Here is a 23,116-nt window from a genome sequence, read left to right as displayed (position 1 = left end):
ACAAGAGGTTAATGAAAAGTAACAACCTATTAATCAACATATTATTAATTATCAATTTAACATTTACCCGGACAATCCATTTTTTATTTCTCAGAATTCCTTCAAAAAAAGGTCCAAATCATCTTGCGGAGAAATGCCTAATCGACCTTTAAGCCTGCCTTTTGCCCTCGTTACAGAATCAGAAGTAGTATGAAAGATACAACTTAGCTCTTCGTGACTCAAACCAAATTTAAGAAAACAGCAAATCTCAAGATCATGTTTAGTAAGAGTTGGAGCTCTTTCCAATAAACGACTAACATAATTCCAATAAATCAAATCAAACAGACTAAATAACTTCTGACGCTCTTCATTAGAAAGTTTTCCTCTTAAGGTCCCCTCTTTTATTGCCAATAGAAGCCGAAATGCATGTATAAATGAGCCTGAAGATATGCCAACATTTAATTCACCCCCCAGTTCTTTCAGATGTTCCGACAAAGTTTTATTCTGCATGGTTAAAAGAACAATCTTTCCATTGAGTTCTCCTACTTTAGTACGATTTTCTTCTAACATCAGATTTTCCTTTAACACCTGATCTTTTGATATTTGAATATCCTCTATTTCCTGCTGGTATCGTTCTATTTCTTCTTCATTCTCTTGAATCTGTAATTCAATCTCGGCTATTTTCTTTTTGTTATTCCGATTTTTATAATAATAATAACACATACATGCAACAACAAATAAAAAAGCAATCGTACCCCACAGAATAAAGTTCGTATATCGTACTTTCATTTGCAAATTATCATTCCGTAGTTTTTCATTCTCATATTTTTTCTGTAAACTTGCTATTAACTCTCGTGAGTTAAGCTCCTCCATAGCATTAGTTATGGAATCTGCTAATTCATGATAAACTATTGCCTCTTCAAAATTATCAATGTCTTTTTCCAAGAAATATAAACAATCGTATGCACTAATCTGCGTATATGCTTTAGAAGAGTTCGCACTCATTATTAAATATTTTCTAGCATTTTCTGTCTGCCCCATTTGCATATATAAATATCCTAAAGACAAACATTCCATATATTTCTTTTCTTCATCTGTTTCTTTTTCATAAGCAGCTAAGAAATAACGTTCTGCTTCTGATAAATTTTGCATAGAGCGATACAATATACCTAATTCATGCAATATTGTAATTTCAGATAAATAATTCTTCTGTACTGCTATTTCTAATGCGTTATTATAATATAAGGAACAGCTATCCCATTCAGACTTAAACAAATAAACTCTAGCAATATTCAAACTAGCACTAATAACCGAAAGAGAATCCTTTAACTGCTTATATGTAGTAAGTGCTTCCCTAAAATTCGTCAAAGCATCATCGTACAAGTCCTGTTTTCGATTTATCATACCAACCTCTTCTGCTATCAATGCCAACATTTTATGATCCTTAGTTCTCTCATAAACATCTTTTGCCGCAAGAAAAGATTTCAAGGCTTCTTCCTCCTTATCCAATTCAAGCATAACTCTTCCATGATAAAATAGAGCCTTTGCATACATTATTGGGGAGGTCTGAGTTATTGTATAGTAATTCAGAGCTAATGCAATCAACGAATCCGAACTAAACTTCATATAGTTCTTATCCATTGCCTGCGTCATCAGAAGAGCATAAGTCGCTTGTGACTCACCCCACAATTTTTCAGGATCATGAATACCTTTTAATAGGTTTAGAGCACTATCCGGACATAGATCCATACACTTTTCCACTTTTGAAAAAGTCATGTTGAGAGCGTCCGTATCTCTATGACAGGAAACTGCCAAAAAAGAAAGAATAAAGAAAAAAGCAATACGAATAGAAAAGGACGTTTTCATCTTATCTTGAGTTTTATGCAAAAATACGCAAAAAACTCAAGATTTATTTCTTCGAACCTACATTTTGTTGCATCCGTTGATGCTCTTCTATCAATTGCATGTTCTCTTTGGCCTTCGTCAAGAACTCTCGCACCATCTTATTACTCTTAAAAGAATAGGGAGCATCCTTTATTATATCATCTATTTGTGGAGTCATAATAGGATATGGCAAAGAGCTGCAAAGCATTATAAATACATTAGGTCCTAATACATTTTCATAATTATCCGAGATGAAAGTCTTGACATATTGATTCATCGCTTTCATCAGTGAATCTCCTTCTGCAAGTAACTGTTCATGAACTTCTTCCAGATCAGCGCCATCCATCACCATACGGGTTTCTTTTCTTTCCAGTTCACCGATGCTTTCTTCCATTGCATTCTTCTTTGCAATAAAGTCATACAATGCTGTGTTCAAAGGAGTTCCAACCGCTTTAAGGTCGGTATTGCTAATGGTAATAACGATCTTGCCACTTTCCAACACAACCGGCATGACACTTTCGTCATCCATATAAAGTGTTGTCATTTGTACAGAATCGATTTTCCCTTTCATTGAAAATGATCCATGCACTACTTCAGCCGAGTCCAGTTTTGTCCATTCTCCATCCCTCAAAGTCTTCAGATATAACATTTTTCCATCCAGACCATTTACTGAAGATGTTCCTTCTATCTTATACTTATGAGTACACGAAGCTAGAAAGGGAAGCAAAAGCACAAAAGGCAAAATCTTATTCACGTTCATTGTTTCATTAAATTCTGGGTACAAAGGTACAACTGATTCGGACTTAAAAGAAACATTTTATCAATATTTAAAACTTGTAAGACTCTTTTCTTTAATAATCCTTATAAACAGAGGTGGGAGATCATTTTTTTCATTTAGTTTATCTAAATTTGCAGTCATGAAAGCAACAACTTATGCACCTTTTGCCAAACCGCTTTATGTCATGGTAAAGCCCGTGGGAGCCGTATGCAACCTCGCATGCGAATACTGCTATTATTTGGAAAAGGCGAATCTATACAAAGAAAACCCGAAACATGTAATGAGCGATGAGCTACTGGAAAAGTTTATCGACGAGTATATCAACTCTCAAACCATGCCTCAAGTGCTTTTTACCTGGCACGGTGGAGAAACGCTGATGCGTCCGCTTTCTTTTTATAAAAAGGCGATGGAGCTGCAAAAGAAATACGCCCGCGGACGTACGATTGACAATTGTATCCAGACGAATGGAACCTTGCTTACAGACGAATGGTGCGAGTTCTTCCGTGAAAACAACTGGCTGGTAGGGGTTTCCATTGATGGCCCGCAAGAGTTTCATGACGAATATCGCAAAAATAAGATGGGCAAACCTTCTTTCGTCAAAGTGATGCAAGGGATCAATCTCCTGAAAAAACATGGAGTAGAATGGAACGCTATGGCTGTTGTGAACGATTTCAATGCCGAATATCCATTAGACTTTTATAATTTCTTCAAAGAAATAGATTGCCATTATATTCAGTTCGCTCCGATTGTTGAACGCATTGTTTCACATCAGGACGGTCGTCATCTTGCCTCTCTGGCAGAAGGTAAAGAAGGGGCATTGGCTGATTTTTCCGTAAGTCCGGAACAATGGGGTAACTTTCTCTGTACAATTTTTGATGAATGGGTAAAAGAAGATGTGGGCAAATTCTTCATACAGATATTCGATTCCACATTGGCTAACTGGATGGGCGAGCAACCGGGCGTATGTACAATGGCGAAGCATTGCGGACATGCCGGCGTTATGGAATTCAACGGAGACGTATACTCTTGTGACCACTTCGTATTCCCGGAATATAAATTGGGAAATATCTATAGCCAAACTTTGGTGGAAATGATGCATAGTGAACGACAGCATAACTTCGGAACAATGAAATACCAATCACTCCCAACCCAATGCAAGGAGTGCGACTTTCTATTTGCCTGCAACGGAGAATGTCCAAAGAACCGCTTCAGTCGGACAGCGGACGGCGAACCCGGTCTGAACTATCTGTGCAAAGGATATTACCAATACTTTCAGCATGTAGCTCCCTATATGGATTTCATGAAAAAAGAATTAATGAATCAACAGGCTCCTGCCAACATCATGAAAGCACTAAAAGACGGAAGTTTAAAAATAGAATATTAACATCATAATTTATAATTGTTATCATAAAGTAATGAACAGACTAAGACTTTATTTATTAGCGCTGACAGCGCTGCTGGTATGTACCGTAAAAGCGGACGAAGGTATGTGGTTATTGCAACTAATGCAACAGCAACATTCCATAGATATGATGAAGAAACAAGGATTAAAACTGGAAGCCCAGGATTTATATAATCCCAATGGTGTCTCTTTGAAAGATGCAGTCGGTATATTCGGAGGAGGATGTACAGGAGAAATCATTTCACCGGAAGGCTTGATCCTGACTAACCATCACTGCGGTTATTCTTCTATCCAGCAACACAGTAGTGTAGAACACGATTATCTGACAGATGGCTTTTGGGCTACATCCAGAGATCAGGAACTTCCTACTCCGGGACTAAAGTTCACCTTCATCGAACGTATCGAAGATATAACAGATATTGTGAATGCTAAAATCGCCGCCAAAGAGATTACAGAATCCCAGTCATTCACCGGTGCTTTCCTTGAAGGACTGGCTAAAGAACTCTATGAAAAAAGTGACCTGAAAGATAAGAAAGGAATTGTACCGCAAGCCCTTCCTTTCTACGCAGGAAACAAATTCTACCTGTTCTACAAGAAAATATATCCGGATGTACGTATGGTTGCCGCTCCTCCTTCTTCAGTAGGTAAATTCGGTGGCGAAACAGACAACTGGATGTGGCCCCGTCATACCGGTGACTTCTCCATGTTCCGTATCTATGCAGATGCCAACGGAGAGCCGGCTGAATACAGCGCAAGCAATACTCCGCTGAAAACGAAGAAACATCTGTCAATCTCCATCAAAGGTTTAAAAGAAGGAGACTATGCAATGATCATGGGATTCCCCGGAAGAACCAGCCGTTATCTGACTGTGTCAGAAGTAAAAGAACGCATGGAGTCAACCAATGAACCGCGTATCCGCATTCGTGGTGCACGCCTGGCTGTTTTGAAAGAAGTGATGAACGCCAGCGATAAAATCCGTATTCAGTATGCAAACAAATATGCAGGCTCCAGTAACTACTGGAAAAACTCGATCGGAATGAACAAAGCGATCATTGACAATGACGTATTGGGCACTAAAGCAGAACAGGAAGCTAAATTTGCTGAATATGCAAAGGCACAAAACAATACCGAATATGCCAATGTTGTGAAAAAGATCGATGATCTGGTAGCACAAACAGCTCCTCTCAATTATCAACTGACTTGCCTGACTGAAGTTTTCTTCGGAGCTATCGAATTTGGTAACTCAATGTTAACTAAAACACGGGAAGCTTTGGTTGATAAAAACGACTCTCTGATCAAAGTTCGTCTGGAAGGTCTGAAAGAAAACTTCAAAAGCATCCATAACAAAGACTATGATCATGAAGTAGACCGCAAAGTAGCTAAAGCACTGCTTCCTCTCTATGCAGAAATGATTCCGGCAAACCAACGCCCTGCTATCTATAAAGTGATCGAGCAAAAATATAAAGGAGATTACAACAAGTTCGTAGACGATATGTACGATAAGTCTATTTTTGCCAATCAGGCTAACTTTGATAAATTCCTCAAAAAGCCGACAGTAAAAGCTATTGATGAGGATCTGGCTTTGCAATATGCCCAATCCAAATACGATCAATACGGCAATCTCCTTGATCAGCTAAAAGAGCTAGACAAAGAACTTGCTCTGCTCCACAAAACTTACATCCGCGGTTTAGGTGAAATGAAATTGCCTGTTCCTTCATATCCGGACGCAAACTTCACCATTCGCCTGACCTATGGTAACGTAAAACCATATGATCCGAAAGATGGTGTACACTATAACTATTACACAACAACAAAAGGTATTCTTGAAAAAGAAAATCCGGAAGACCGCGAATTTGTGGTACCGGCCAAGTTGAAAGAACTTATAGAAAAGAAAGACTACGGTCGTTATGCATTACCTAACGGTGATATGCCTGTCTGCTTCCTGTCAACCAATGACATTACCGGTGGTAACTCCGGTAGTCCAGTATTGAACGAAAACGGAGAATTGATCGGCTGTGCATTCGATGGTAACTGGGAATCTCTGAGTGGTGATATTAACTTTGATAACAACTTGCAACGTTGTATCAACCTTGATATCCGCTACGTCCTGTTTATCCTTGAGAAATTAGGAAACTGCGGCCATCTGATTAATGAAATGACTATCGTAGAATAAATGAGAAAACAAATTATATTTGCTATTTTTTCACTGGCAACTCTTAGCATCCACGCCGATGAAGGTATGTGGATGCTAACTGACCTGAAAGCACAAAATGCAGTTGCCATGCGGGAACTCGGTCTGGAGATTCCTGTTGAAGAGGTATATAATGCCAATAGCATCTCTCTGAAAGATGCTGTTGTACACTTCGGTGGCGGATGTACCGGAGAAGTCATTTCTTCTGAAGGACTGGTACTCACCAATCATCATTGTGGTTACGGAGCTATCCAACAACATAGTAATGTAGAGCATGATTACCTGACAGAAGGATTCTGGGCCATGAACCGTGATGCAGAACTTCCCACACCGGGATTGACCGTCACTTTTATCGACCGTATCCTTGATGTAACCAGTTACGTAAACGATCAGTTGAAAAAAGATGAAGATCCGAATGGTACTAATTATTTGTCGCCAAGTTACCTGAGCAAAGTGGCAGAACGCTTCGCTAAAGATGAAAATATAGAAGTCACCCCTGCAACCAAACTTGAACTTAAAGCTTTTTACGGAGGAAATAAATATTATATGTTTGTAAAGACCGTATACAGCGATATTCGCATGGTAGGTGCTCCCCCCTCTTCTATTGGTAAATTCGGAGCCGACACAGACAACTGGATGTGGCCCCGCCATACCGGAGATTTTTCCCTCTTCCGCATCTATGCTGATAAAAACGGCAAACCTGCCGCATATTCTAGAGACAATGTTCCTTTGCAGGTCAAAAAACATTTGAAAATCAGCATTGCCGGAGTACAGGAAGGTGACTTCACCTTTGTTATGGGATTCCCGGGACGTAACTGGCGATATATGATTTCCGATGAAGTGGAAGAGCGTATGCAGACTACCAACTTTATGCGTCAACATGTACGCGGTGCCCGTCAGAAAGTTCTGATGGAGCAGATGCTGAAAGATCCTGCCGTACGAATCCATTATGCAAGTAAGTATGCATCTTCAGCCAATTACTGGAAAAATGCAATTGGTATGAACGAAGGATTAGTACGTCTCAAAGTACTGGATACCAAGCGTAAACAACAAGAAGAACTCTTGGCCCGTGGCCGCGAAAAAGGTGATGATTCTTATCAGAAGGCATTTGATGAAATACGTTCTATCGTTGCTCATCGACGGGATGCACTCTATCACCAGCAAGCCCTTAACGAAGCACTTGTCACAGCACTTGACTTTATGCGCCTCCCTTCTACAACAGAAATGGTCACTGCCCTTAAGTCAAAAAACAAAGAACAAATAAAAACAGCTACCGAAAATCTGAAACAAGCCGGTGAAAAATACTTTGCCTCCGTTCCCTTCCCGGAAGTAGAGCGAATGGTTGCCAAAACCATGCTGCAAACTTATGCCAGCTACATTCCGGAGGAACAACGAATCAATATTTTCGAGATCATAAACTCACGTTTCAAAGGAAATATAGATTCATTTGTAGATGCTTGTTTTGAATATTCGATTTTTGGTAATCCCAAGAACTTTGAAAAGTTTATCAAAAAACCAAGCTTATATAAGATAGGTCATGACTGGATGGTACTTTTCAAATACTCCATCACAGATGGAATATTGAAAACTGCCATTGCCATGAAAGAGGCTAATCAGAACTACGACGCTGCTCATAAGGTATGGGTAAAAGGAATGATGGACATGAGACAGGAAAAAGGAATGCCTATCTATCCGGACGCCAATTCAACCTTACGACTGACTTACGGACAGGTACTTTCTTACGAACCTGCCGACGGAGTAGTTTATGACGCTCATACTACACTCAAAGGAGTTATGGAGAAGGAAGATCCAGGAAACTGGGAATTTGTAGTTCCGCAGAAGTTGAAGGAACTATATAAAGCCAGAGACTATGGACGCTATGGTAAAGACGGTGAAATGCCTGTCTGCTTTATTGTTAATACTGATAATACAGGAGGAAACTCCGGCAGTCCGGTATTCAATAGCAAAGGACAACTAGTGGGCACAGCTTTCGACCGCAACTATGAAGGGCTGACCGGAGACATCGCTTTCCGCCCCTCCTCACAACGTGCCGCCTGTGTAGATATCCGCTATACCTTATTTATTATCGATAAATATGCAGGAGCCTCCCACATTATTGATGAACTGAGTATTGAATAAATAGATAATGAAAAATGGATAATGGAAAATCTCTATGCAGAATGGCATCATCAATTCTCCATTATCCATTATCCATTTTCCATTATCCATTAAATAAACTCTTCTACCATATACATCTCATCTATCATTTCATTCATTGTTTCCTGCAAATTCAGCACAGCTTCTTCAGGAGACTCTCCGTAAGCATTACATTGCATATTCACAGTCAACCAGGCATAATATCCGCCGTCTGACGCCCGCTCAAGTACATAATCTGTTTTATTCAGTTTCATATCGGTAAATAATTAGTAAATGTTGGTATTGAAGTAATTGCTGATTGTGATGCAGCCAGTTTTTCCAGTTCCAGAATAATACGTCGTTCACCGCTACGTACCCAACGAACGAAAGTACGATTAGGAGAATACGTTCCGGCAAAACGGAGTAAAGGCTTCAAATCAAAAGAATCACTGATAATTCCGGCTCCTGCCCTCATTGCATCATGGGCATTACAATCCTGCTCAATATGTGCCGGAACCATCAATACAGGTTTTCCCAGATACATTGCTTCACAGATAGATTCGAACCCGGCAGTGGTAGCATAAGCGCGACAACCGGCCATCCCATTAAGAAACTTCACATCATCTATCTGATAGAAACTTAGTGTTTCGTCAATCCGGGTCACCTCCTCTGCATCTGCTTTGTCCCAGAAAAACCTCAAAGGAACTTCCGGATATATCGTATGAAATTCCTCCACACTATCTGCAAAACCGGAATTTACCATATATCCATGAATATAATTTCCTTCTTCCGGTTGAATAGCAGTTACTTCCTGCCGAATTAAAGGAGGAACTACCACCACTTGTTGTCCCCTGTCCGGTTCCATATCATTGAAAGATAAAGCAAGTTTCTTCGAAGATCTAACAGCTGTCATCTTGGTGAAGAAACGCAGCATCCGCAATTCAAAAGAGTTTTTATCCGGAAATTCAAAATTCTGATGTAAAAACAAGTATTGGTGTCCGACGCAGACATATGGAACGGAGGGACGAAAGAGTGCGTAGGTAAGTCCCGTCAGAAGCTCGTAGAAGTTGATCACTACTTCCGCCCCCGTCTCCTTAATCCGCTGATTAATATAGCACATACTGCGAAAATATTCCGGAATACGCAGTAAATTGTAAGTAAAGCTTTTCTTTAGATTCGCTCGTTTATTATCTGCCGCAGGCAAGAAATTAGGACTGATAAAACGTTTGACCGGTGCCTGTATATTCCGGTTAAAAAATCCGGGCAAGATACGTGATGAACTCTCACCGACTAATACTTCCACTACTTCATGTCCATTACGCAACAACATTTCTTCAAGGGTAATAGCTTGTGTCAAGTGTCCCCTACCCTCGCCTTGTACAATAAATAAAAATTTCATGAGGCTATCATTATTAGTTTATTTCTTATTTATTTGTTTTTCGTTATGCAAAGTTCCCTTTTCTAGATTACAATAAGATGACTCTACAATTACTATTTTATGTATTTAGAGCCTTATAACTAACCATAACTTACTATGACTAACTAACCATAAAGTATTGATTTTCAATGCTCTTTGATTTTTAACACTTTCTGAGTACTTTTTGGCAGTTCCCGATTTTCCACATATTTTTGCAGCGTATTTCTATCGTGGAGAATTTGCGGAGCTTTTATTTTGTCATATCGTGAACGTAGTTGACAAGGGTTTACGAGTGGTTACGATGAAGGACAGATTTGAAGCTGATAGGCAAAAAGCGTTATATCGTGCACAGGGTTGACAAAGGTTGGCAATGGTTCACTTCCGTTTACTCCATAGGTGGAATACTCAAAGTATGTAGAACATAGCAATATCAAAGAGTATGAGACCGACAAGAAAATGTGAATTTTGTGGCAAGACTTTCGTGCCAAGGAGCGGTATGCAGAAATACTGTTCCGAGGAATGTCAGGCTGAGACAAAACGTCTTAGGAAGAAAAGACAGCAGGACTTGATTAACGGCATTGAGCCAATCATGGATCTGCAACATCAGGAGTATCTTACCTTCTCCAAAGCTGCCATTCTAATGGGATGCACCCGACAGTATATCTACAAACTTGTGGCTAACGGCAAGTTGAAGGCATCAAGATTGAGCAGCAGAATGGCATTCGTTAGAAAGGCTGATATAGAGAAGATGTTTGAGGGTCATCCCTACAAGCGTGTGGTTCCTGCCAGCAAGAGCAAGCTCAGTAAAAAGGCAAAAGCAGAAAAGCCAACACAAAACCAGGAACCAACAAAAGGGAAAGAGGAGAATGATGTGCTTGACTATTATTCGGGCGAGGAAGTGATGTCCATTTATAAGGTCAAGAAGTCTTGGCTCTATACATCCGCCAAGCGCAACCAGATACCGATGTGCCGTATCGCTGGCAAGAACTATTACAGCAAACGGCATATTGATGAGTTCTTCGGTACTGCCGTTGACCTCAACAGCATAACGGAATGGGTGACAGCTGATGATGTAGAGGAAGCCTTTAGCATGAGCAAGTCAGCACTTAGGGCATACACCTACCGTCATAAGATACCGACTAAACGTGAGTACGGTCGTACCTATTACTCAAAGGAGCATCTTGAAGAACTGCGCAGGACTGACCTTATGAGCGATGACAGCTATTATACCACAGAGCAAGTACAGCAGATATATGGTCTGACAAGTGCCAACATCTGCCATATCGTGAGAGTTCACCATATCAGTAAGGTAAAAGTGGGTGTAAAGAACCTGCTTTTGAAGACGGATGTGGAGCGTGCAATGGCAGAAAGAGCTGCTAAAGGACTGTGAAAGCAAGTGATTTCAGCATTATCCATCAGTTACTATGAATAATTGGAGTCACGGATGCATCATTTTATTCCTTTGCAGCCGTGAAGAGACACTTCACTACGAATAATCATAAATAATACATATCAGTTATGAGCAACATTTGCAAGACCGTATCATTGCGTACACGCAAAATCAAGGACGGACACATGCTGTCCTATTATCTTGACTATTATCCAGGCTATCGTGACGAGAGCACGATGAAAGTCATTCGCCATGAGTCGCTTGGCATCTACATCTATGCCAAGCCGAAGAACCAGATGGAACAGAAGTACAACCTCAACCTTATGGCAAGAGCCGAGGCGATACGCTGCCGTCGCTTCGAAGCTATCGTCAACGAGCGTTACGACTTCTTCGACAAGGAGAAAATGAAGGGAGATTTCCTTGCCTACTTCAAGAAACTGGCAGACAAGAAGAACTCCAAGTGGCAGCACGTCTATATGCACTTTCGTACATTCACGCAAGGCAAGTGTACCTTTGGGGAGATAAACGTGGACTTGTGCAACAGATTTCGTGAGTATCTGCTGACAGCACCACAGGGACTGCATAAGAACAGAAAGCTACATATCAACTCAGCAGCCAACTACTGGTCAACTTTCCGTGCTTCAATCCACACTGCCTATCGTGACCGCAAGATAAAGGAGAACCCGAACGGTTTCTTGGAACGTATCGAGACAATCCCGACTGACAAGGAGCATCTTTCACAAGACGAGGTTATCCGCTTGGCATCCACACCATGCTCTGCTCCTGCCTTGAAGCGAGCCTTCCTTTTCTCTTGCCTAACGGCATTGCGAAAGAGCGACATCAAGAAACTCACTTGGGAGGAGATACAGCCATACGGCAGCGATGGTGTGATGTATGTCACCACACGAATGCAGAAGACAAAGGACATCGTGCATAACCCTATCAGTGAGGAAGCCTTGGAACTGATAGGCTATTCACCAGATAAACGAGGCAAGGTGTTCCCCGATTTCAAAGACTCCATGACACAGGCACCGCTGAAAAATTGGCTGAAAGATGCAGGGATTACCAAGCATATCTCCTATCATTGTTCACGCCACAGCTTTGCCTGTCTCCAGCTGGACGCAGGAACAAGTATTGCGGTTGTGCAGCGTTATCTCGGTCACAAGAATGTGGCAACAACAGAAGTGTATGCCAAGATTTCCGATGCACAGAAGCGTGCTTCGGTTGGCTGCATCACCTTGAAGAAGTAACCATTTGACAATAATACACAGAAAAGGACTGTTGGAATGATAGTGTTCCAATAGTCCTTTTCTCATTTTGTTGGTTCTATTTGCTGTCGTGGATAGAACCAATCCGACAAATTCATTCCAATTTCTGTTGATATTAAAGAGGAACTGCAAATATCCCTTTTCTTCATCCTTACCTTTGTAGCCAGTAATAAGCAGCAACTGGCACTAACGAGAAGTTTCAAGTATGATTCAGAGTATGAAATCATATTAGAACGCTAATAAAGCGTAAAAGAAAGAGTGCCAGAGAACGTAAATGCGGTTTTTACATGCTTCCGCATCTAACTTTGTGGAAGTTTTTGAACGAATAACAATAAAACGAATACAATAATGATAGAAAAAAAGAAAACTTCAGATTGTACCATCTACGCTTTTGTTGGTACTGCAATTCTCGCCATCTCTCTTGTCGTGGCTATGTATATAGGCAATGACTTTCACCAAAGTCTGTTTGTCGAATCAATCATCTTTGTAGGAAGCAACATCCTGCTTTGGGCAATATTCATTTCCATGGTGAATTATCCCTATGAACTGATGACCATTGGTAGCAACAGCAAGACAAAGAAAAACGTTGTAGAAGCAGAGCCAGCAACAGAACAAGAACAGCCAAAGCAAATTTCATCACAAACAGAGCCAGTAAAATACAGCCATGAAGACTATGCCAAGTGTGTAGAGACACAAGAAAAAGAAGCGCAGGAGGAAAAGGACAAGCGAACAAGAGCCGTACTTGACTATGTGCATCGTACCATGTCAAGGTTTCTGTATGAGGAAGATTTGTACAAGGTAATTGAGGCAGTCAAGGAATGGAGCAACGACACCAAATATACCCCGACAGCAATAAACCGTTTCAAGGAGACGGTTGAGAATATCCCACTCAGACACTTTGTCTGGAATATCGCAGAACGTTTGGGTAAACGTGATTACACAATGGCAATACGAATTGCCTTTATCAAGGCTTTGTTTCCCAAACAGTTTGAAGGCTTGGACTACAGCACATTGAAGAACCTGAAAGCACCATGTTCCAATGATGTCATTCCTATTGATGAGCCAGACAATGGTGGATACGATTTCCATGATGTGACGGAGAAAATTCCCGAATAATCCCTATTGTTAGAGTTAATCCTTCGTGAATGACAAATGACTGTCACGAACCTCAGTAACGGAAGCATCATTCTGTTCCTTTGCACCAGTTATTAACAAAGTATCAGAATGAATAAGGAATTAACTTTCAACGACCTTCCAATGGTCGTTGCCCAGCTTCGGGACGAAGTGGTGGGCATGAAGCAGATGATCGTCAGTCTGCAATCACAGAACAAGCCACACAAGGCTAATACGCACATACCTATGAGTGTGGAGGAAGCATCGGCATACCTGAAAATGCCGATGGCAACTCTCTACATGAAACTTGGTAACGGCAGCATTCCTGCCACCAAGCCAGGCAAACGTTACTGCCTCTATCAGGATGAACTTGACAAGTGGCTGGAGACTAACCGCAAGAATCCTGTACCTCTTACGGCAGAGGAAGAGAACGCAGCCATTCTTGCAGGAAACAAGCGCAAGCCGAAACCCTTAAACTGGTAATGTCATGGATGCGCTTGAACTCTGTAATAAAATCAACATGGAAGCCGAGTCTTTAGCGGACTCAGGCTTCCCTCTTGAGGTATTTCCACAAAAAATGCAGTCCATCATCATAGACATGGTGGTGCACGGCAATTTCAAGGTGGATTATGTCGCCATGTCCATGCTGTCGGCAGCATCAGCGGCTCTTGGCAATACCTATCGTATTCACGTTAAGCAGGATTGGGACACGAATGCCGCTCTTTATATCATATTGGTTGGCAGACCTGGCATGGGCAAAACTCCACCATTACAGCTTGCATACAAGCCAATTCGGGAGTATGAACGAAAGCTGTTTGACAAGTTTTGCCATGAACTTGACCTGTATGAGGCAGCATGTGCAACAAAGGAAAGCGGAAGCAAGGAAATGAAGAAGCCTATTCTGAAAAGGGTCACATTGGATGACTTTACATTGGAGGCTCTGGTATTGGAGCATTACAACAACTTGCGTGGCATAGCCATCAACTATGATGAAATTCTCGGACTGCTTGCCAATACAGACAGGTATGGGAAAAATCCCATGCTTGAACGCCTACTTTCCATCTGGAGCGGATGCCACTTGGAGAATACACGTGTCAAGAATGACCGCCCACAACGTGTAGAAGAGCCATGTGTCAACATCATCGGTACAACACAGACCAAACGAATGAAGGAACTGATGGCTTCCAAATTCATGGATACAGGTTTTCTTGACCGTATTCTGGTTGTATATCCCAAATCCAAGAAAGTTCCACACTGGCTGGATGAGGAAGACAGCCATGTGCGCCAGAGCGAGGCTTCAAGAAAATGGGCTGACATCATCGGGAAAATCTTTGGACTTGACTATGCAAGGTGTAATGACACAAATGAATGTTGTCCAAATATCCTTTATATGGACAAGGATGCACATTCCCTTTTCTTTGGTTGGTGGAACAGAAATGTGGATGCCATCAATGCCATAGAGGACGATGAAGATGTTGAAACGAGGGTGATGAAGCACAATACCCACGTCGCACGCATTGCCTTATTGCTCCAAGCTCTAAGATACGCCTGTGGCGAGAGCCATCTGCAAAGTATTGATGTGGATTCCATAGAAGGAGCATTACGACTCAATGAATACTGTGAGAATTGCTATCAACGCTGCCGAGCCTTTGTTGCTGAAGACACCTGTGATTCTATGTCCAAGGAGTTGCTGTATCTGTTGGAAGACAGTTTTGACACAAAAACAGCCATAAAAACAGGAATGGAGAATCTGCATGTTACAGACCGTACTGTGATGAACTATATAAAGGAGCTTATGAAGTCTGGACTAATCACAAAGGCAAAGAAAGGATTTTACGAAAAAGTAAAGTTCGAAACAGGACAGGCTACTGAAACATAAATCAACCTGTTTTCAGTATTCATTTGTTTCAGTTTTTCAGTTGACAAGTGCGTAACTGAAAACATGAAAGAACTGAAAGCTGAAATTCACAAATAATTCATTTCAGTTACGATGATGAACGAGTATAGATTTCACTTGGAGAAATACAGATTGGGCAATCGTTACACATGCCCGAATTGTGAGCGCAAGCGTTGTTTCACAAGATACATAGATGATGAGGGGGAAGTGTCCTTCCCTGACAATGTAGGCAAATGCGACCATGAGCATAGTTGTGGGTATCACTATACTCCTAAAGACTATTTCCGTGAGCATCCAGACTTTCTATCTAAGGACAAATTGCCTTATCCGACAAGAGGGAATACCCAACCGAAAGTCGTAGAAAAGCCTATTTCCTATATCGCCAACGCTATTATGGAGCGTTCCTTGTCTCATTACGGAATCAATCCGTTATACCAGTACCTTTCCAAGGTCTTTGGTGAACAAGAGACAGAAAGGCTGATGAAGATGTATCATGTCGGAACATCCTATAAGTGGGGAGGCTCAACCATTTATTGGCAAGTTGACAAGGATGATAAGGTGAGGACTGGCAAGGTCATGCTGTATAATCCCAAAGACGGACATCGTGTGAAAGAGCCACGTTCTTATGTTGGATGGGCGCATGCTTTTCTTCATCTTCCAGATTTCAACTTGTGCCAATGTTTCTTTGGTGAGCATTTGCTGGCACAGCATCCCACAATGTCGGTCGCTATTGTCGAGAGTGAAAAAACTGCCATAATCGCATCCCATTTCATCCCCAATTTCATCTGGCTGGCAACTGGAGGTATGCATGGCTGTCTCAACCAAATCGCTGTCAAGGTGTTGGGAGGTCGGGACATCATTCTATTCCCTGACCTTGGAGCAACGGACAAATGGAAATCAAAAATTCCATTGCTGCAATCTGTTTGCAAAAGGGTTGTCATAAGCAACATCTTGGAAGACAATGCCACCGATGAACAAAAGACCAAAGGTCTTGACATTGCTGACTTCCTACTGATGGCGGAAACACCGCAGATGGCGCTACAAAGGCTGATAAAGCAACATCCGCCACTCAAACATCTGATAGACTGTCTTGGGTTGGTGTTGGTGGAAGAGTCATAGCAGAGTTGGTAAGGATCTGCGAGCACGCTTGCGTGACGGACTTTCAAAAAAGTCCTAAACATAATAGGGACTTTTAGATTCACATGCTTGCGATGTTCACTTAAAAAGTCCTTCTATTATGCTCAGGCTCCGCCCGAGACCTGTCTCCAATTATACTAGAACTACGTTACAAACTCAAACAAGATTCTTATGGAAAGAAACATGCCACGTGCCGCCATCCATGTAGGCACAGACAAGAAATCGTTCTCGTCCCAAGTGGGCAACGAGGCGGAACGCAGAGGTTGGGACGAGAAGCGTTACCAACTAAAAAACGCAGACATAGACAAGAACAACCATTATAACTACTCACGCAAGAGACTCAACTTTGAGATAGTCAAGGGCGAAAAGATAGTGCCTCTTGGTTACCAGTCAGTGCCGTTGCATGAACGCTTGCAGCACAGACTCGATGAACTTGGCTTCAAGCCGTATATGGATGCCAAGCGTCCCGACCAAGTTTCAAGGAACAGTCCGAACTGCACTGTCGGCATCATTTTCAGTGGTGACCATGATGTGCTTAACAGGCTTGCCTTTGGTGAACAGAAACTCAACACATCAGATCCAAATGCTGACCACAGCAAGGTTGTATTGCAAAAAGGCATCTATGACTGGGCATTGGACACCTACCGCTTTGCATGTGAGAAATGGGGAGAAGAGAATGTCATCGGCTTTGATGTGCATTGTGACGAGACAAGCATCCATGCCCATGTGCAGACCGTACCTGTTGAACAAGTAAGGAAACGTGGGCGCATCGGAAGCAAGTACATTCACAAGGATAATCCAGAAAATGTTCTTACAACCAAAGAATGGAGAGCACTTCCAAAAGAAGAACGTGACAACTACACAAAATCGGAAGCGGCAAAGGGTGTTGTTGAAAGGGTCTCTTATGCCAAAGTGTGGGGAGAGCGAGCAAAGGACAAATCACAATACCTTTCCCAACTGCATACTGACTATTACAACAAGGTAGGGCATAAGTATGGCTTGGCAAGAGGCTTCTCCTATGATGAACTTTCAGAGGAAGAGAAACGGGGACGCAAGCATAAGAACAAGGTGGTACTTGAAGCGGAACGTCAGGCGAAAGTCGCTCTTGACAAAGTGGAGAAGTATGCAGTGCTTGCCACAATTGACAAGAAGGAGCTGACCATTCCTTTACTCAACATCAAGGCTCCAGTTCAAGAAGCGATGAATGCCGTAAAGAAAGAACTTGCCATCCCGATTCCTACTATTATCGGACAAAAGGCGTGGCGTGAGGAGCGTGTGTCTAATATCTACGCTGCCATCAAGGCTCTTGTAGCAGCCGTTAATGCAGAACGTGACAAGCAGAATGAAGATGTACGCAAGTCTGTCAATAAGACATACACTTACTATATGCAGAATCTCAATAAGCAGATAGAGGAGAACAAGTCGCTTCGTGCCGAGAATGATGCGCTAAAGACTGAAAACAACAAAGTCAAACAACGTATCTCTCAACTTGACGAGAAGGCTGTGGAGCGAGTGACTACTCAACTTGTCTGTGCGAAGGAAGAACTCGCCAGTGCCAAAAGTTATAATACTACACTTATGGAAATGTACAATGATTTGAAGGCTCGTTGGAATGCCATTTGGCAAGAGCCTGAAATGACAGACGCATGGAGACGAGTGGAAGCACGTAAGGAGAAAGAAACAAAAGAAAAGGCTCGGCAAGAAGCCGAAGCCAAACGTGAAAGCATGGCTCGGCAAAATAGATACATAGGAGTGCTTGACAAGTTCATCCATGAGGGACATGAAGCTTTATCATCCTTTGCCAAGACAGACAGAGTCAACTTCAACGAGAAAGAATCGGCTTCCATATACTATGGCATTATGGCATCTGCTGTAAAGCATAATATTGGATTGGACTCTAAAGCCTGTATAGAATCGGCAGCAAAAAGGTTCTTATCTGGCATGTCGTGGCATGGTTTTACAGACTTCAAGCAAGAATGTATTACCAGTTGGACAAAACTATTCGCCACGAATGAAGTTCAATTCACAGACAATGCCATTGACAACTTTCTCGCTTTTGTTGACCACATGTCATGTAGTGCAGACACATACGTTTCACTCGGTGGCTCCAATGGGTGTGCTGACCAACTTACAAATTGGGACGGAACACAAAAGGTAGGGCTTGGAAGCGTTCCACAAAAGAAAGAAAAAGGGCTGGGGCGATAAAAGAACAGAGAATAGTGACAAAATAGACTTCATCATCTTTGTTACTTATCCGTAAGAGTTGAGAGGATTATTATAAAAAGAGGAATACCTATAATTGCTTCAAAAGAATATATTGCCGCTTCGCAATACATTTTTGCCGTTTCGCATAAGGAGGCGTTGTGTATAAAAACAAACGATTGTACTTTTGCATAATAATAAGTTCTTAGGCAACTTGTCCTTGAGCATAATTTAATCATAACAACATATGAAAAAGATTTTATTATCATTGCTTGCATTAGGTTGTTTTTCAGCCGCAAATGCACAAACATTCCGCTTCGGTCCAACTGTAGGAGGAAATCTGAACATTTCTGATGAGACAAAAACAAAGATCGGTTTTGCTGTAGGTGCAAAAGCAGAAATGAACTTCAACAACCCAGAGAACGGTTGGTTTATGGATGCTTCGGTCTTGTTCAACAACAGAAACAGACAGAGCGAAAACTATTTCAATAACGAAACAAAGTTGACTCAGTGCTGGAAGTACTCAACCTACTCTCTTCTCGTTCCAGTCAATGTAGGCTACAAATTCCGCCTTTCAGACAACTTGAATCTCCTCGCTGCTGTTGGCCCTTATGCAGATTTTGGCTTGACAGGTACGGACAAAGTCACAACGACTGATGCTAAAGGACATAGCAAAGAGGAGAAAATGTCCTCAAATGTTTACGGAGACAAACTCTTCAATCGTGTAAACTTCGGCTTCGATGCCAAGGTTGGCGTTGAAATCGCCAAGCACTACCAGCTTAGCCTTTCTTATAGTAGAGGATTTACCAATATCTTTAAAGGTGGACTCAATACTAAAGCCCAAGACCTACAGTTGGGATTCTCATATATGTTCTAACAACCCCATACACAAATACAATGGAATTGAATAGAATTATCCATTCGGTTCAACTCCTGACAGCCGGAGTCATTTTAACCTCATGTATCGAGGTGAATGGCTCTGGCTATTCGGATTTATCAGAATCAGAAAAACTGCATGTAAAGAAATGCGAAGTTCCACTTGACTCAATTACGAATGATGGCAATCTTTATAAAGTCTCTGTAAAGCAGGTAAGCGACTATATTAAGAAACATCAAAGAGTTCTAGTTTATGAGTATTTACCTTTTTGTTCTGGTGTAAATGGAATATCCCCAATAGAAATTAAACGCTATTGCGAAAAGCACCATATCAACCTTGTTGTAATTTCATCCGTATATGATGGTATTTTTCCAATACCTTCAAGCTACACTTTTCCTATTTTTGTAATAGACAACAGTATATATAATACAGACAATTATCAAAAATATGGCGAGCTGTTCTACAAGAGTCTGACACAATGTGATGACGAGAATAGAAAAATAAACTCATACCACTATTTTAATAATGGGAAATATGTATGTAGTTATGAGCAAACTAAAGGATAGAATATCCACCGACAATAAACATATGATAAAATATATAATGAGAAAGATTGTATTATCACTATTTGCATTATGCTGTTTTTCGGCAGTAATGGCACAACAGAAGACACGCAGTCTGTCTGTAGAATTACTTGGTGCCCAAACTATTGTGGGCATCAACTACGACAGCAGATTCGATGTAAACTCAGGTTTAGGCTACCGTGTGGGCATTGGCTATGGCTATGGAGACAATTCTGGTTGGCCCGACCAGAAAATCAATGGCGTTGGTGTTCCGTTGGAGCTAAATTATCTGCTCGGAAAGAAGAATAGCAAGTTGGAGCTGGGTTTCGGTGCGAGTCTTGGTGTATATCAGGTAAAGGAAACAATTGGATACGTAAAAGATACAGGATGGTATCCAGGTGGGGAGAATACAGACGAAACTTCTCCTAAAACTGAATTTTACACTTCATCAAAAACTCAATTCGGTTATTTCTTCTTCGGCGACATCGGCTACCGCTATCAGCGCCCCAACGGCTTCATGTTTCGTGTAGGCGTTTCGCCGTCGTTCAACTTTGGCGACAAGTACGGACTCAACAAGGCTGCTTTCTTTCCGTACATAGGCTTCGGTTGGTCGTTCTAAGCAGACCAGAACATTTTCAAACAATTTAAACAAATAAGCGTATGAAGAAACTATTGTTATGCTTGATGGTAGGCGTAATGTCCCTTACAAGCTGCGAATTGTCCGACCCTGATGGACTTGCCGACCCTATGAAGTGGAGCAAGGTTCCGTCGGGCTTGAAGAACGGCGAACTGAAAGTGGAAGCCGAAGGAGGAAGCAGCCTGTTTGCCTGCAAAAACTACAAAAGTTTTTGGATTAGTAGCGTGAAGGAAGAAGGAAAATTCAAGGAAAACACTTCATACAAAGAGTTTGACGGAGGCTGGTATCTCGTCAAGATAGAGGACAACGAACTAAAGGTTATTATCAATCGCAACGAAACGAACGCATCACGTTCCTTCACGGTTTGCGTGGAAGCAGGAAATGCCTTCGACGAATTCAAGTTCGTACAAGATGCAGCAAAACAATAATCTTGCAATATATACTATAACAGCATCCGCCATTCAATCTCTTCTGGCGTCGATGTAACGTTTTAACGACATTATATAACAAGAGGGTGTGCATTCTACGCAAGAAACATAGAATGCACACCATCTTGTTATTTCTCCAACCATTTTTTAAACAATGTCGCTTTCTCCTTGCTTATAACAATATTGTCATCCTCGCAGCCTTTAAGCTTCACCATCAGTTTAGAACCGAAGTAAAAACTGATTTTCCTGATGCCATTAATGTTGGCGATATACTGTCGATTGAGACGGAAGAAACGGGAAGGGTCTAAAGCCTGCTCCAGGTCGTTCATGCTCATGGCCAGCGGATAGGATGTGCCGTCGACGGCAAACGCCGTGATGCGGTTGTCATGCATATTGATGTAGCTTATGTCGTCAGCGCAGAGCATGCAAAGCTCGTCGCCTTTCGTGATTAGGAAGCGCTCGCGGTATTGGCGTGTGTCGTTAAGCACGCCATGCAGAGGACTCTCTACGGCAGACTGTTGTGCATTGCGGTTAAGCCGCAGCTTGCCGATTGCGGCACGCAGCTCGTCAGCGTCAATCGGCTTCATCAGATAGTCGAGTCCGTTGTTCTTTATCGCCTCCATTGCATATTCGTCGTAAGCCGTGGTGAAGATCACGAACGACTGTGGCATCACCTTGCGGAACGCTTCAAACACGTCACCGTCGGCAAGTCGGATGTCGGAAAAGATAAGGTCATAGTCGTTGTTGGCGGCAAGCTCCTCTGTCACCTCCGACATACTTTTCAGCGGTCCATGCACGTCTATCGTGTCGTCAATATCCATAATGAGCCTTTTCAGACGTCTTGCGCTGAAATGGTCGTCTTCTATAATCAAAACCTTTTTCATCGTTCTTCTATTGTTTTCGTTTTATGATTGGCAGTCGCACTTCAAATGAATCTTTATGGGCTATGAACTCCGGTTCAGCTTCGCCCTCCAGTCGATAGCGTTGCTTCAAGTTGCTAATGCCTATGCCGTAAGACTCTACACTTTGGTCGTTATTGTGGTTAGCGTATATGCGATTGTTCTTTATGACGAGCATGTCGCCCTGGCGACCAAGAGACACATGAAGCTCGATGCCGCTCTGCGGGCAGTTATGCTTCACGGCATTCTCGATGATAAGCTGCAGACTCAGCGAGAGGATACATTCGTCGCGGTCGCCGTGCAAATCGTCGGCGTGCAAGACGATGGCGTTGTCGTAGCGCATGTTGAGCAGGCCGAGGTACGACTTGATGAAGTCGGTGCCGTCGGCAAGGGTTATATACTCCTTGTCGATATGCTGAAGTATGTAGCGGTAGATATGTGAGAGTTTCACGACATAGTCCTCAGCCATCTTCGGGTCCTCCCCTATCATTCCAGCAAGTGAACTAAGACTGTTAAACACAAAATGTGGGTCCAACTGCATCATAAGGTATCGTTTCTGTAAGGCGAGATTCTCCTTTCCTTTCAGAACAATCATGTCGGAGAAGTGCATCGAAAGGTGGATGAGTGCTACAAGACTCGCTATCAGTCCGAATAGAAAAGACGTTCCCCATATATCCTGCATCATAAGCTTAGGTGCTACAAGGCTCAGCAGCAGTTCGCAGCCACCTGCAATAAGCAGGTTGAAGCCCAACACCACCAGTCCGTTCTGCACGAACACACGGTGGCCATGTCCCTCGCGCCAAAAGCGCCGCTGTCTGAACAGCCATCGGTTGAGACACAAACTCGAAAGCGAGAACAAACCGCAGAGTGCAAAGTCGATAAGCAACTCAGGATACAGTCCGTTTACCGACTGTAGGA

General features: G+C 42.1%; 20 protein-coding genes. 14 read left to right on the top strand and 6 right to left on the bottom strand.

Translation table 11 applies throughout. The annotated features are described in order from the left end of the window. Positions 1 to 90: 90 nt before the first annotated feature. Positions 91 to 1,845, bottom strand: coding sequence for a tetratricopeptide repeat protein (locus BT_RS01185; RefSeq protein ID WP_008766209.1), 1,755 nt, complete (start codon positions 1,843 to 1,845; stop codon positions 91 to 93). A 43-nt stretch (positions 1,846 to 1,888) separates the two neighbouring features. After that, positions 1,889 to 2,623, bottom strand: a complete 735-nt coding sequence (locus BT_RS01180) for a DUF4369 domain-containing protein (RefSeq protein ID WP_008766210.1) — start codon at positions 2,621 to 2,623, stop codon at positions 1,889 to 1,891. A 157-nt stretch (positions 2,624 to 2,780) separates the two neighbouring features. Here BT_RS01180 and BT_RS01175 point away from each other — a divergent pair, with 157 nt between their 5' ends. Genes BT_RS01175 through BT_RS01165 form a run of 3 tightly spaced genes read left to right on the top strand, consistent with a single transcriptional unit; the run spans position 2,781 to position 8,373 of the window. Beyond that, on the top strand, positions 2,781 to 4,025 hold the full coding sequence (locus BT_RS01175) for an anaerobic sulfatase-maturation protein (protein WP_008766211.1): 1,245 nt from the start codon (positions 2,781 to 2,783) through the stop codon (positions 4,023 to 4,025). Positions 4,026 to 4,056: 31 nt separating this feature from the next. Then, positions 4,057 to 6,216: a S46 family peptidase gene (locus tag BT_RS01170; protein WP_008766212.1), complete on the top strand. Its 2,160-nt coding sequence runs from the start codon at positions 4,057 to 4,059 to the stop codon at positions 6,214 to 6,216. Then, on the top strand, positions 6,217 to 8,373 hold the full coding sequence (locus tag BT_RS01165; protein WP_008766213.1) for a S46 family peptidase: 2,157 nt from the start codon (positions 6,217 to 6,219) through the stop codon (positions 8,371 to 8,373). A gap of 89 nt (positions 8,374 to 8,462) precedes the next feature. Here the strand turns inward: BT_RS01165 and BT_RS01160 are convergent, their stop codons facing one another. Both BT_RS01160 and BT_RS01155 read right to left on the bottom strand, forming a co-directional pair. Continuing rightward, positions 8,463 to 8,645: a type II toxin-antitoxin system HicB family antitoxin gene (locus tag BT_RS01160; protein ID WP_008760535.1), complete on the bottom strand. Its 183-nt coding sequence runs from the start codon at positions 8,643 to 8,645 to the stop codon at positions 8,463 to 8,465. Beyond that, the gene (locus BT_RS01155; protein ID WP_008766215.1) at positions 8,642 to 9,769 is read right to left on the bottom strand and encodes a glycosyltransferase family protein; all 1,128 of its coding nucleotides are present in this window, start codon (positions 9,767 to 9,769) and stop codon (positions 8,642 to 8,644) included. The genes BT_RS01160 and BT_RS01155 overlap by 4 nt, the downstream gene beginning before the upstream one ends. Before the next feature lie 457 nt (positions 9,770 to 10,226). On the opposite strand from BT_RS01155, the gene BT_RS01150 reads away from it, so the two are divergent. The 11 genes from BT_RS01150 to BT_RS01100 all read left to right on the top strand — a co-directional run bounded on the left by BT_RS01150 (position 10,227) and on the right by BT_RS01100 (position 21,299). Next, a complete protein-coding gene (locus tag BT_RS01150; protein WP_011107183.1) occupies positions 10,227 to 11,177 on the top strand; it encodes a helix-turn-helix domain-containing protein in 951 nt (316 codons plus the stop codon). A 128-nt stretch (positions 11,178 to 11,305) separates the two neighbouring features. Then, on the top strand, positions 11,306 to 12,427 hold the full coding sequence (locus BT_RS01145; RefSeq protein WP_011107182.1) for a site-specific integrase: 1,122 nt from the start codon (positions 11,306 to 11,308) through the stop codon (positions 12,425 to 12,427). Positions 12,428 to 12,793: 366 nt separating this feature from the next. Continuing rightward, complete coding sequence (locus BT_RS01140) at positions 12,794 to 13,561, top strand: hypothetical protein (protein ID WP_011107181.1); 768 nt, start codon at positions 12,794 to 12,796, stop codon at positions 13,559 to 13,561. A gap of 108 nt (positions 13,562 to 13,669) precedes the next feature. Beyond that, the gene (locus BT_RS01135) at positions 13,670 to 14,041 is read left to right on the top strand and encodes a helix-turn-helix domain-containing protein (protein WP_011107180.1); all 372 of its coding nucleotides are present in this window, start codon (positions 13,670 to 13,672) and stop codon (positions 14,039 to 14,041) included. A gap of 4 nt (positions 14,042 to 14,045) precedes the next feature. Beyond that, on the top strand, positions 14,046 to 15,437 hold the full coding sequence (locus tag BT_RS01130) for a DUF3987 domain-containing protein (protein ID WP_162303146.1): 1,392 nt from the start codon (positions 14,046 to 14,048) through the stop codon (positions 15,435 to 15,437). Between the two features lie 114 nt (positions 15,438 to 15,551). Next, positions 15,552 to 16,574: a DUF6371 domain-containing protein gene (locus BT_RS01125; RefSeq protein WP_172461658.1), complete on the top strand. Its 1,023-nt coding sequence runs from the start codon at positions 15,552 to 15,554 to the stop codon at positions 16,572 to 16,574. Positions 16,575 to 16,763: 189 nt separating this feature from the next. After that, positions 16,764 to 18,797 (top strand): MobV family relaxase, encoded by a 2,034-nt coding sequence (gene mobV / locus BT_RS01120; protein WP_011107177.1) that lies wholly within the window; start codon positions 16,764 to 16,766, stop codon positions 18,795 to 18,797. A 244-nt stretch (positions 18,798 to 19,041) separates the two neighbouring features. Continuing rightward, entirely contained in the window at positions 19,042 to 19,671 is a 630-nt protein-coding gene (locus BT_RS01115; RefSeq protein WP_011107176.1) for a porin family protein, read from the top strand. Positions 19,672 to 19,691: 20 nt separating this feature from the next. Next, positions 19,692 to 20,237 carry a hypothetical protein gene (locus tag BT_RS01110; RefSeq protein WP_011107175.1) on the top strand — a complete coding sequence of 182 codons (546 nt, stop codon included), beginning with the start codon at positions 19,692 to 19,694 and terminating at the stop codon, positions 20,235 to 20,237. A 37-nt stretch (positions 20,238 to 20,274) separates the two neighbouring features. Continuing rightward, complete coding sequence (locus tag BT_RS01105; RefSeq protein ID WP_164927904.1) at positions 20,275 to 20,853, top strand: hypothetical protein; 579 nt, start codon at positions 20,275 to 20,277, stop codon at positions 20,851 to 20,853. 41 nt (positions 20,854 to 20,894) lie between these two features. Beyond that, positions 20,895 to 21,299, top strand: coding sequence for a hypothetical protein (locus BT_RS01100; RefSeq protein WP_011107173.1), 405 nt, complete (start codon positions 20,895 to 20,897; stop codon positions 21,297 to 21,299). Positions 21,300 to 21,427: 128 nt separating this feature from the next. Here the strand turns inward: BT_RS01100 and BT_RS01095 are convergent, their stop codons facing one another. Next, positions 21,428 to 22,183 (bottom strand): LytR/AlgR family response regulator transcription factor, encoded by a 756-nt coding sequence (locus BT_RS01095; protein ID WP_105100241.1) that lies wholly within the window; start codon positions 22,181 to 22,183, stop codon positions 21,428 to 21,430. A gap of 7 nt (positions 22,184 to 22,190) precedes the next feature. After that, positions 22,191 to 22,883, bottom strand: coding sequence for a sensor histidine kinase (locus tag BT_RS01090; RefSeq protein WP_225011859.1), 693 nt, complete (start codon positions 22,881 to 22,883; stop codon positions 22,191 to 22,193). Positions 22,884 to 23,116: the final 233 nt, after the last annotated feature.

Source organism: Bacteroides thetaiotaomicron VPI-5482, assembly GCF_000011065.1.
GTDB lineage: Bacteria > Bacteroidota > Bacteroidia > Bacteroidales > Bacteroidaceae > Bacteroides > Bacteroides thetaiotaomicron.
This window is presented reverse-complemented; position numbering and strand designations above follow the sequence as displayed.

Excerpts from the sequence above, each read along its gene's own strand:
- BT_RS01185 (WP_008766209.1), bottom strand. The coding sequence starts at position 1,845 with ATGAAAACGTCCTTTTCTATTCGTATTGCTTTTTTCTTTATTCTTTCT.
- BT_RS01180 (WP_008766210.1), bottom strand. The coding sequence starts at position 2,623 with ATGAACGTGAATAAGATTTTGCCTTTTGTGCTTTTGCTTCCCTTTCTA.
- BT_RS01175 (WP_008766211.1), top strand. The coding sequence starts at position 2,781 with ATGAAAGCAACAACTTATGCACCTTTTGCCAAACCGCTTTATGTCATG.
- BT_RS01170 (WP_008766212.1), top strand. The coding sequence starts at position 4,057 with ATGAACAGACTAAGACTTTATTTATTAGCGCTGACAGCGCTGCTGGTA.
- BT_RS01165 (WP_008766213.1), top strand. The coding sequence starts at position 6,217 with ATGAGAAAACAAATTATATTTGCTATTTTTTCACTGGCAACTCTTAGC.
- BT_RS01160 (WP_008760535.1), bottom strand. The coding sequence starts at position 8,645 with ATGAAACTGAATAAAACAGATTATGTACTTGAGCGGGCGTCAGACGGC.
- BT_RS01155 (WP_008766215.1), bottom strand. The coding sequence starts at position 9,769 with ATGAAATTTTTATTTATTGTACAAGGCGAGGGTAGGGGACACTTGACA.
- BT_RS01150 (WP_011107183.1), top strand. The coding sequence starts at position 10,227 with ATGAGACCGACAAGAAAATGTGAATTTTGTGGCAAGACTTTCGTGCCA.
- BT_RS01145 (WP_011107182.1), top strand. The coding sequence starts at position 11,306 with ATGAGCAACATTTGCAAGACCGTATCATTGCGTACACGCAAAATCAAG.
- BT_RS01140 (WP_011107181.1), top strand. The coding sequence starts at position 12,794 with ATGATAGAAAAAAAGAAAACTTCAGATTGTACCATCTACGCTTTTGTT.
- BT_RS01135 (WP_011107180.1), top strand. The coding sequence starts at position 13,670 with ATGAATAAGGAATTAACTTTCAACGACCTTCCAATGGTCGTTGCCCAG.
- BT_RS01130 (WP_162303146.1), top strand. The coding sequence starts at position 14,046 with ATGGATGCGCTTGAACTCTGTAATAAAATCAACATGGAAGCCGAGTCT.
- BT_RS01125 (WP_172461658.1), top strand. The coding sequence starts at position 15,552 with ATGAACGAGTATAGATTTCACTTGGAGAAATACAGATTGGGCAATCGT.
- mobV (WP_011107177.1), top strand. The coding sequence starts at position 16,764 with ATGGAAAGAAACATGCCACGTGCCGCCATCCATGTAGGCACAGACAAG.
- BT_RS01115 (WP_011107176.1), top strand. The coding sequence starts at position 19,042 with ATGAAAAAGATTTTATTATCATTGCTTGCATTAGGTTGTTTTTCAGCC.
- BT_RS01110 (WP_011107175.1), top strand. The coding sequence starts at position 19,692 with ATGGAATTGAATAGAATTATCCATTCGGTTCAACTCCTGACAGCCGGA.
- BT_RS01105 (WP_164927904.1), top strand. The coding sequence starts at position 20,275 with ATGAGAAAGATTGTATTATCACTATTTGCATTATGCTGTTTTTCGGCA.
- BT_RS01100 (WP_011107173.1), top strand. The coding sequence starts at position 20,895 with ATGAAGAAACTATTGTTATGCTTGATGGTAGGCGTAATGTCCCTTACA.
- BT_RS01095 (WP_105100241.1), bottom strand. The coding sequence starts at position 22,183 with ATGAAAAAGGTTTTGATTATAGAAGACGACCATTTCAGCGCAAGACGT.
- BT_RS01090 (WP_225011859.1), bottom strand. The coding sequence starts at position 22,883 with ATGATGCAGGATATATGGGGAACGTCTTTTCTATTCGGACTGATAGCG.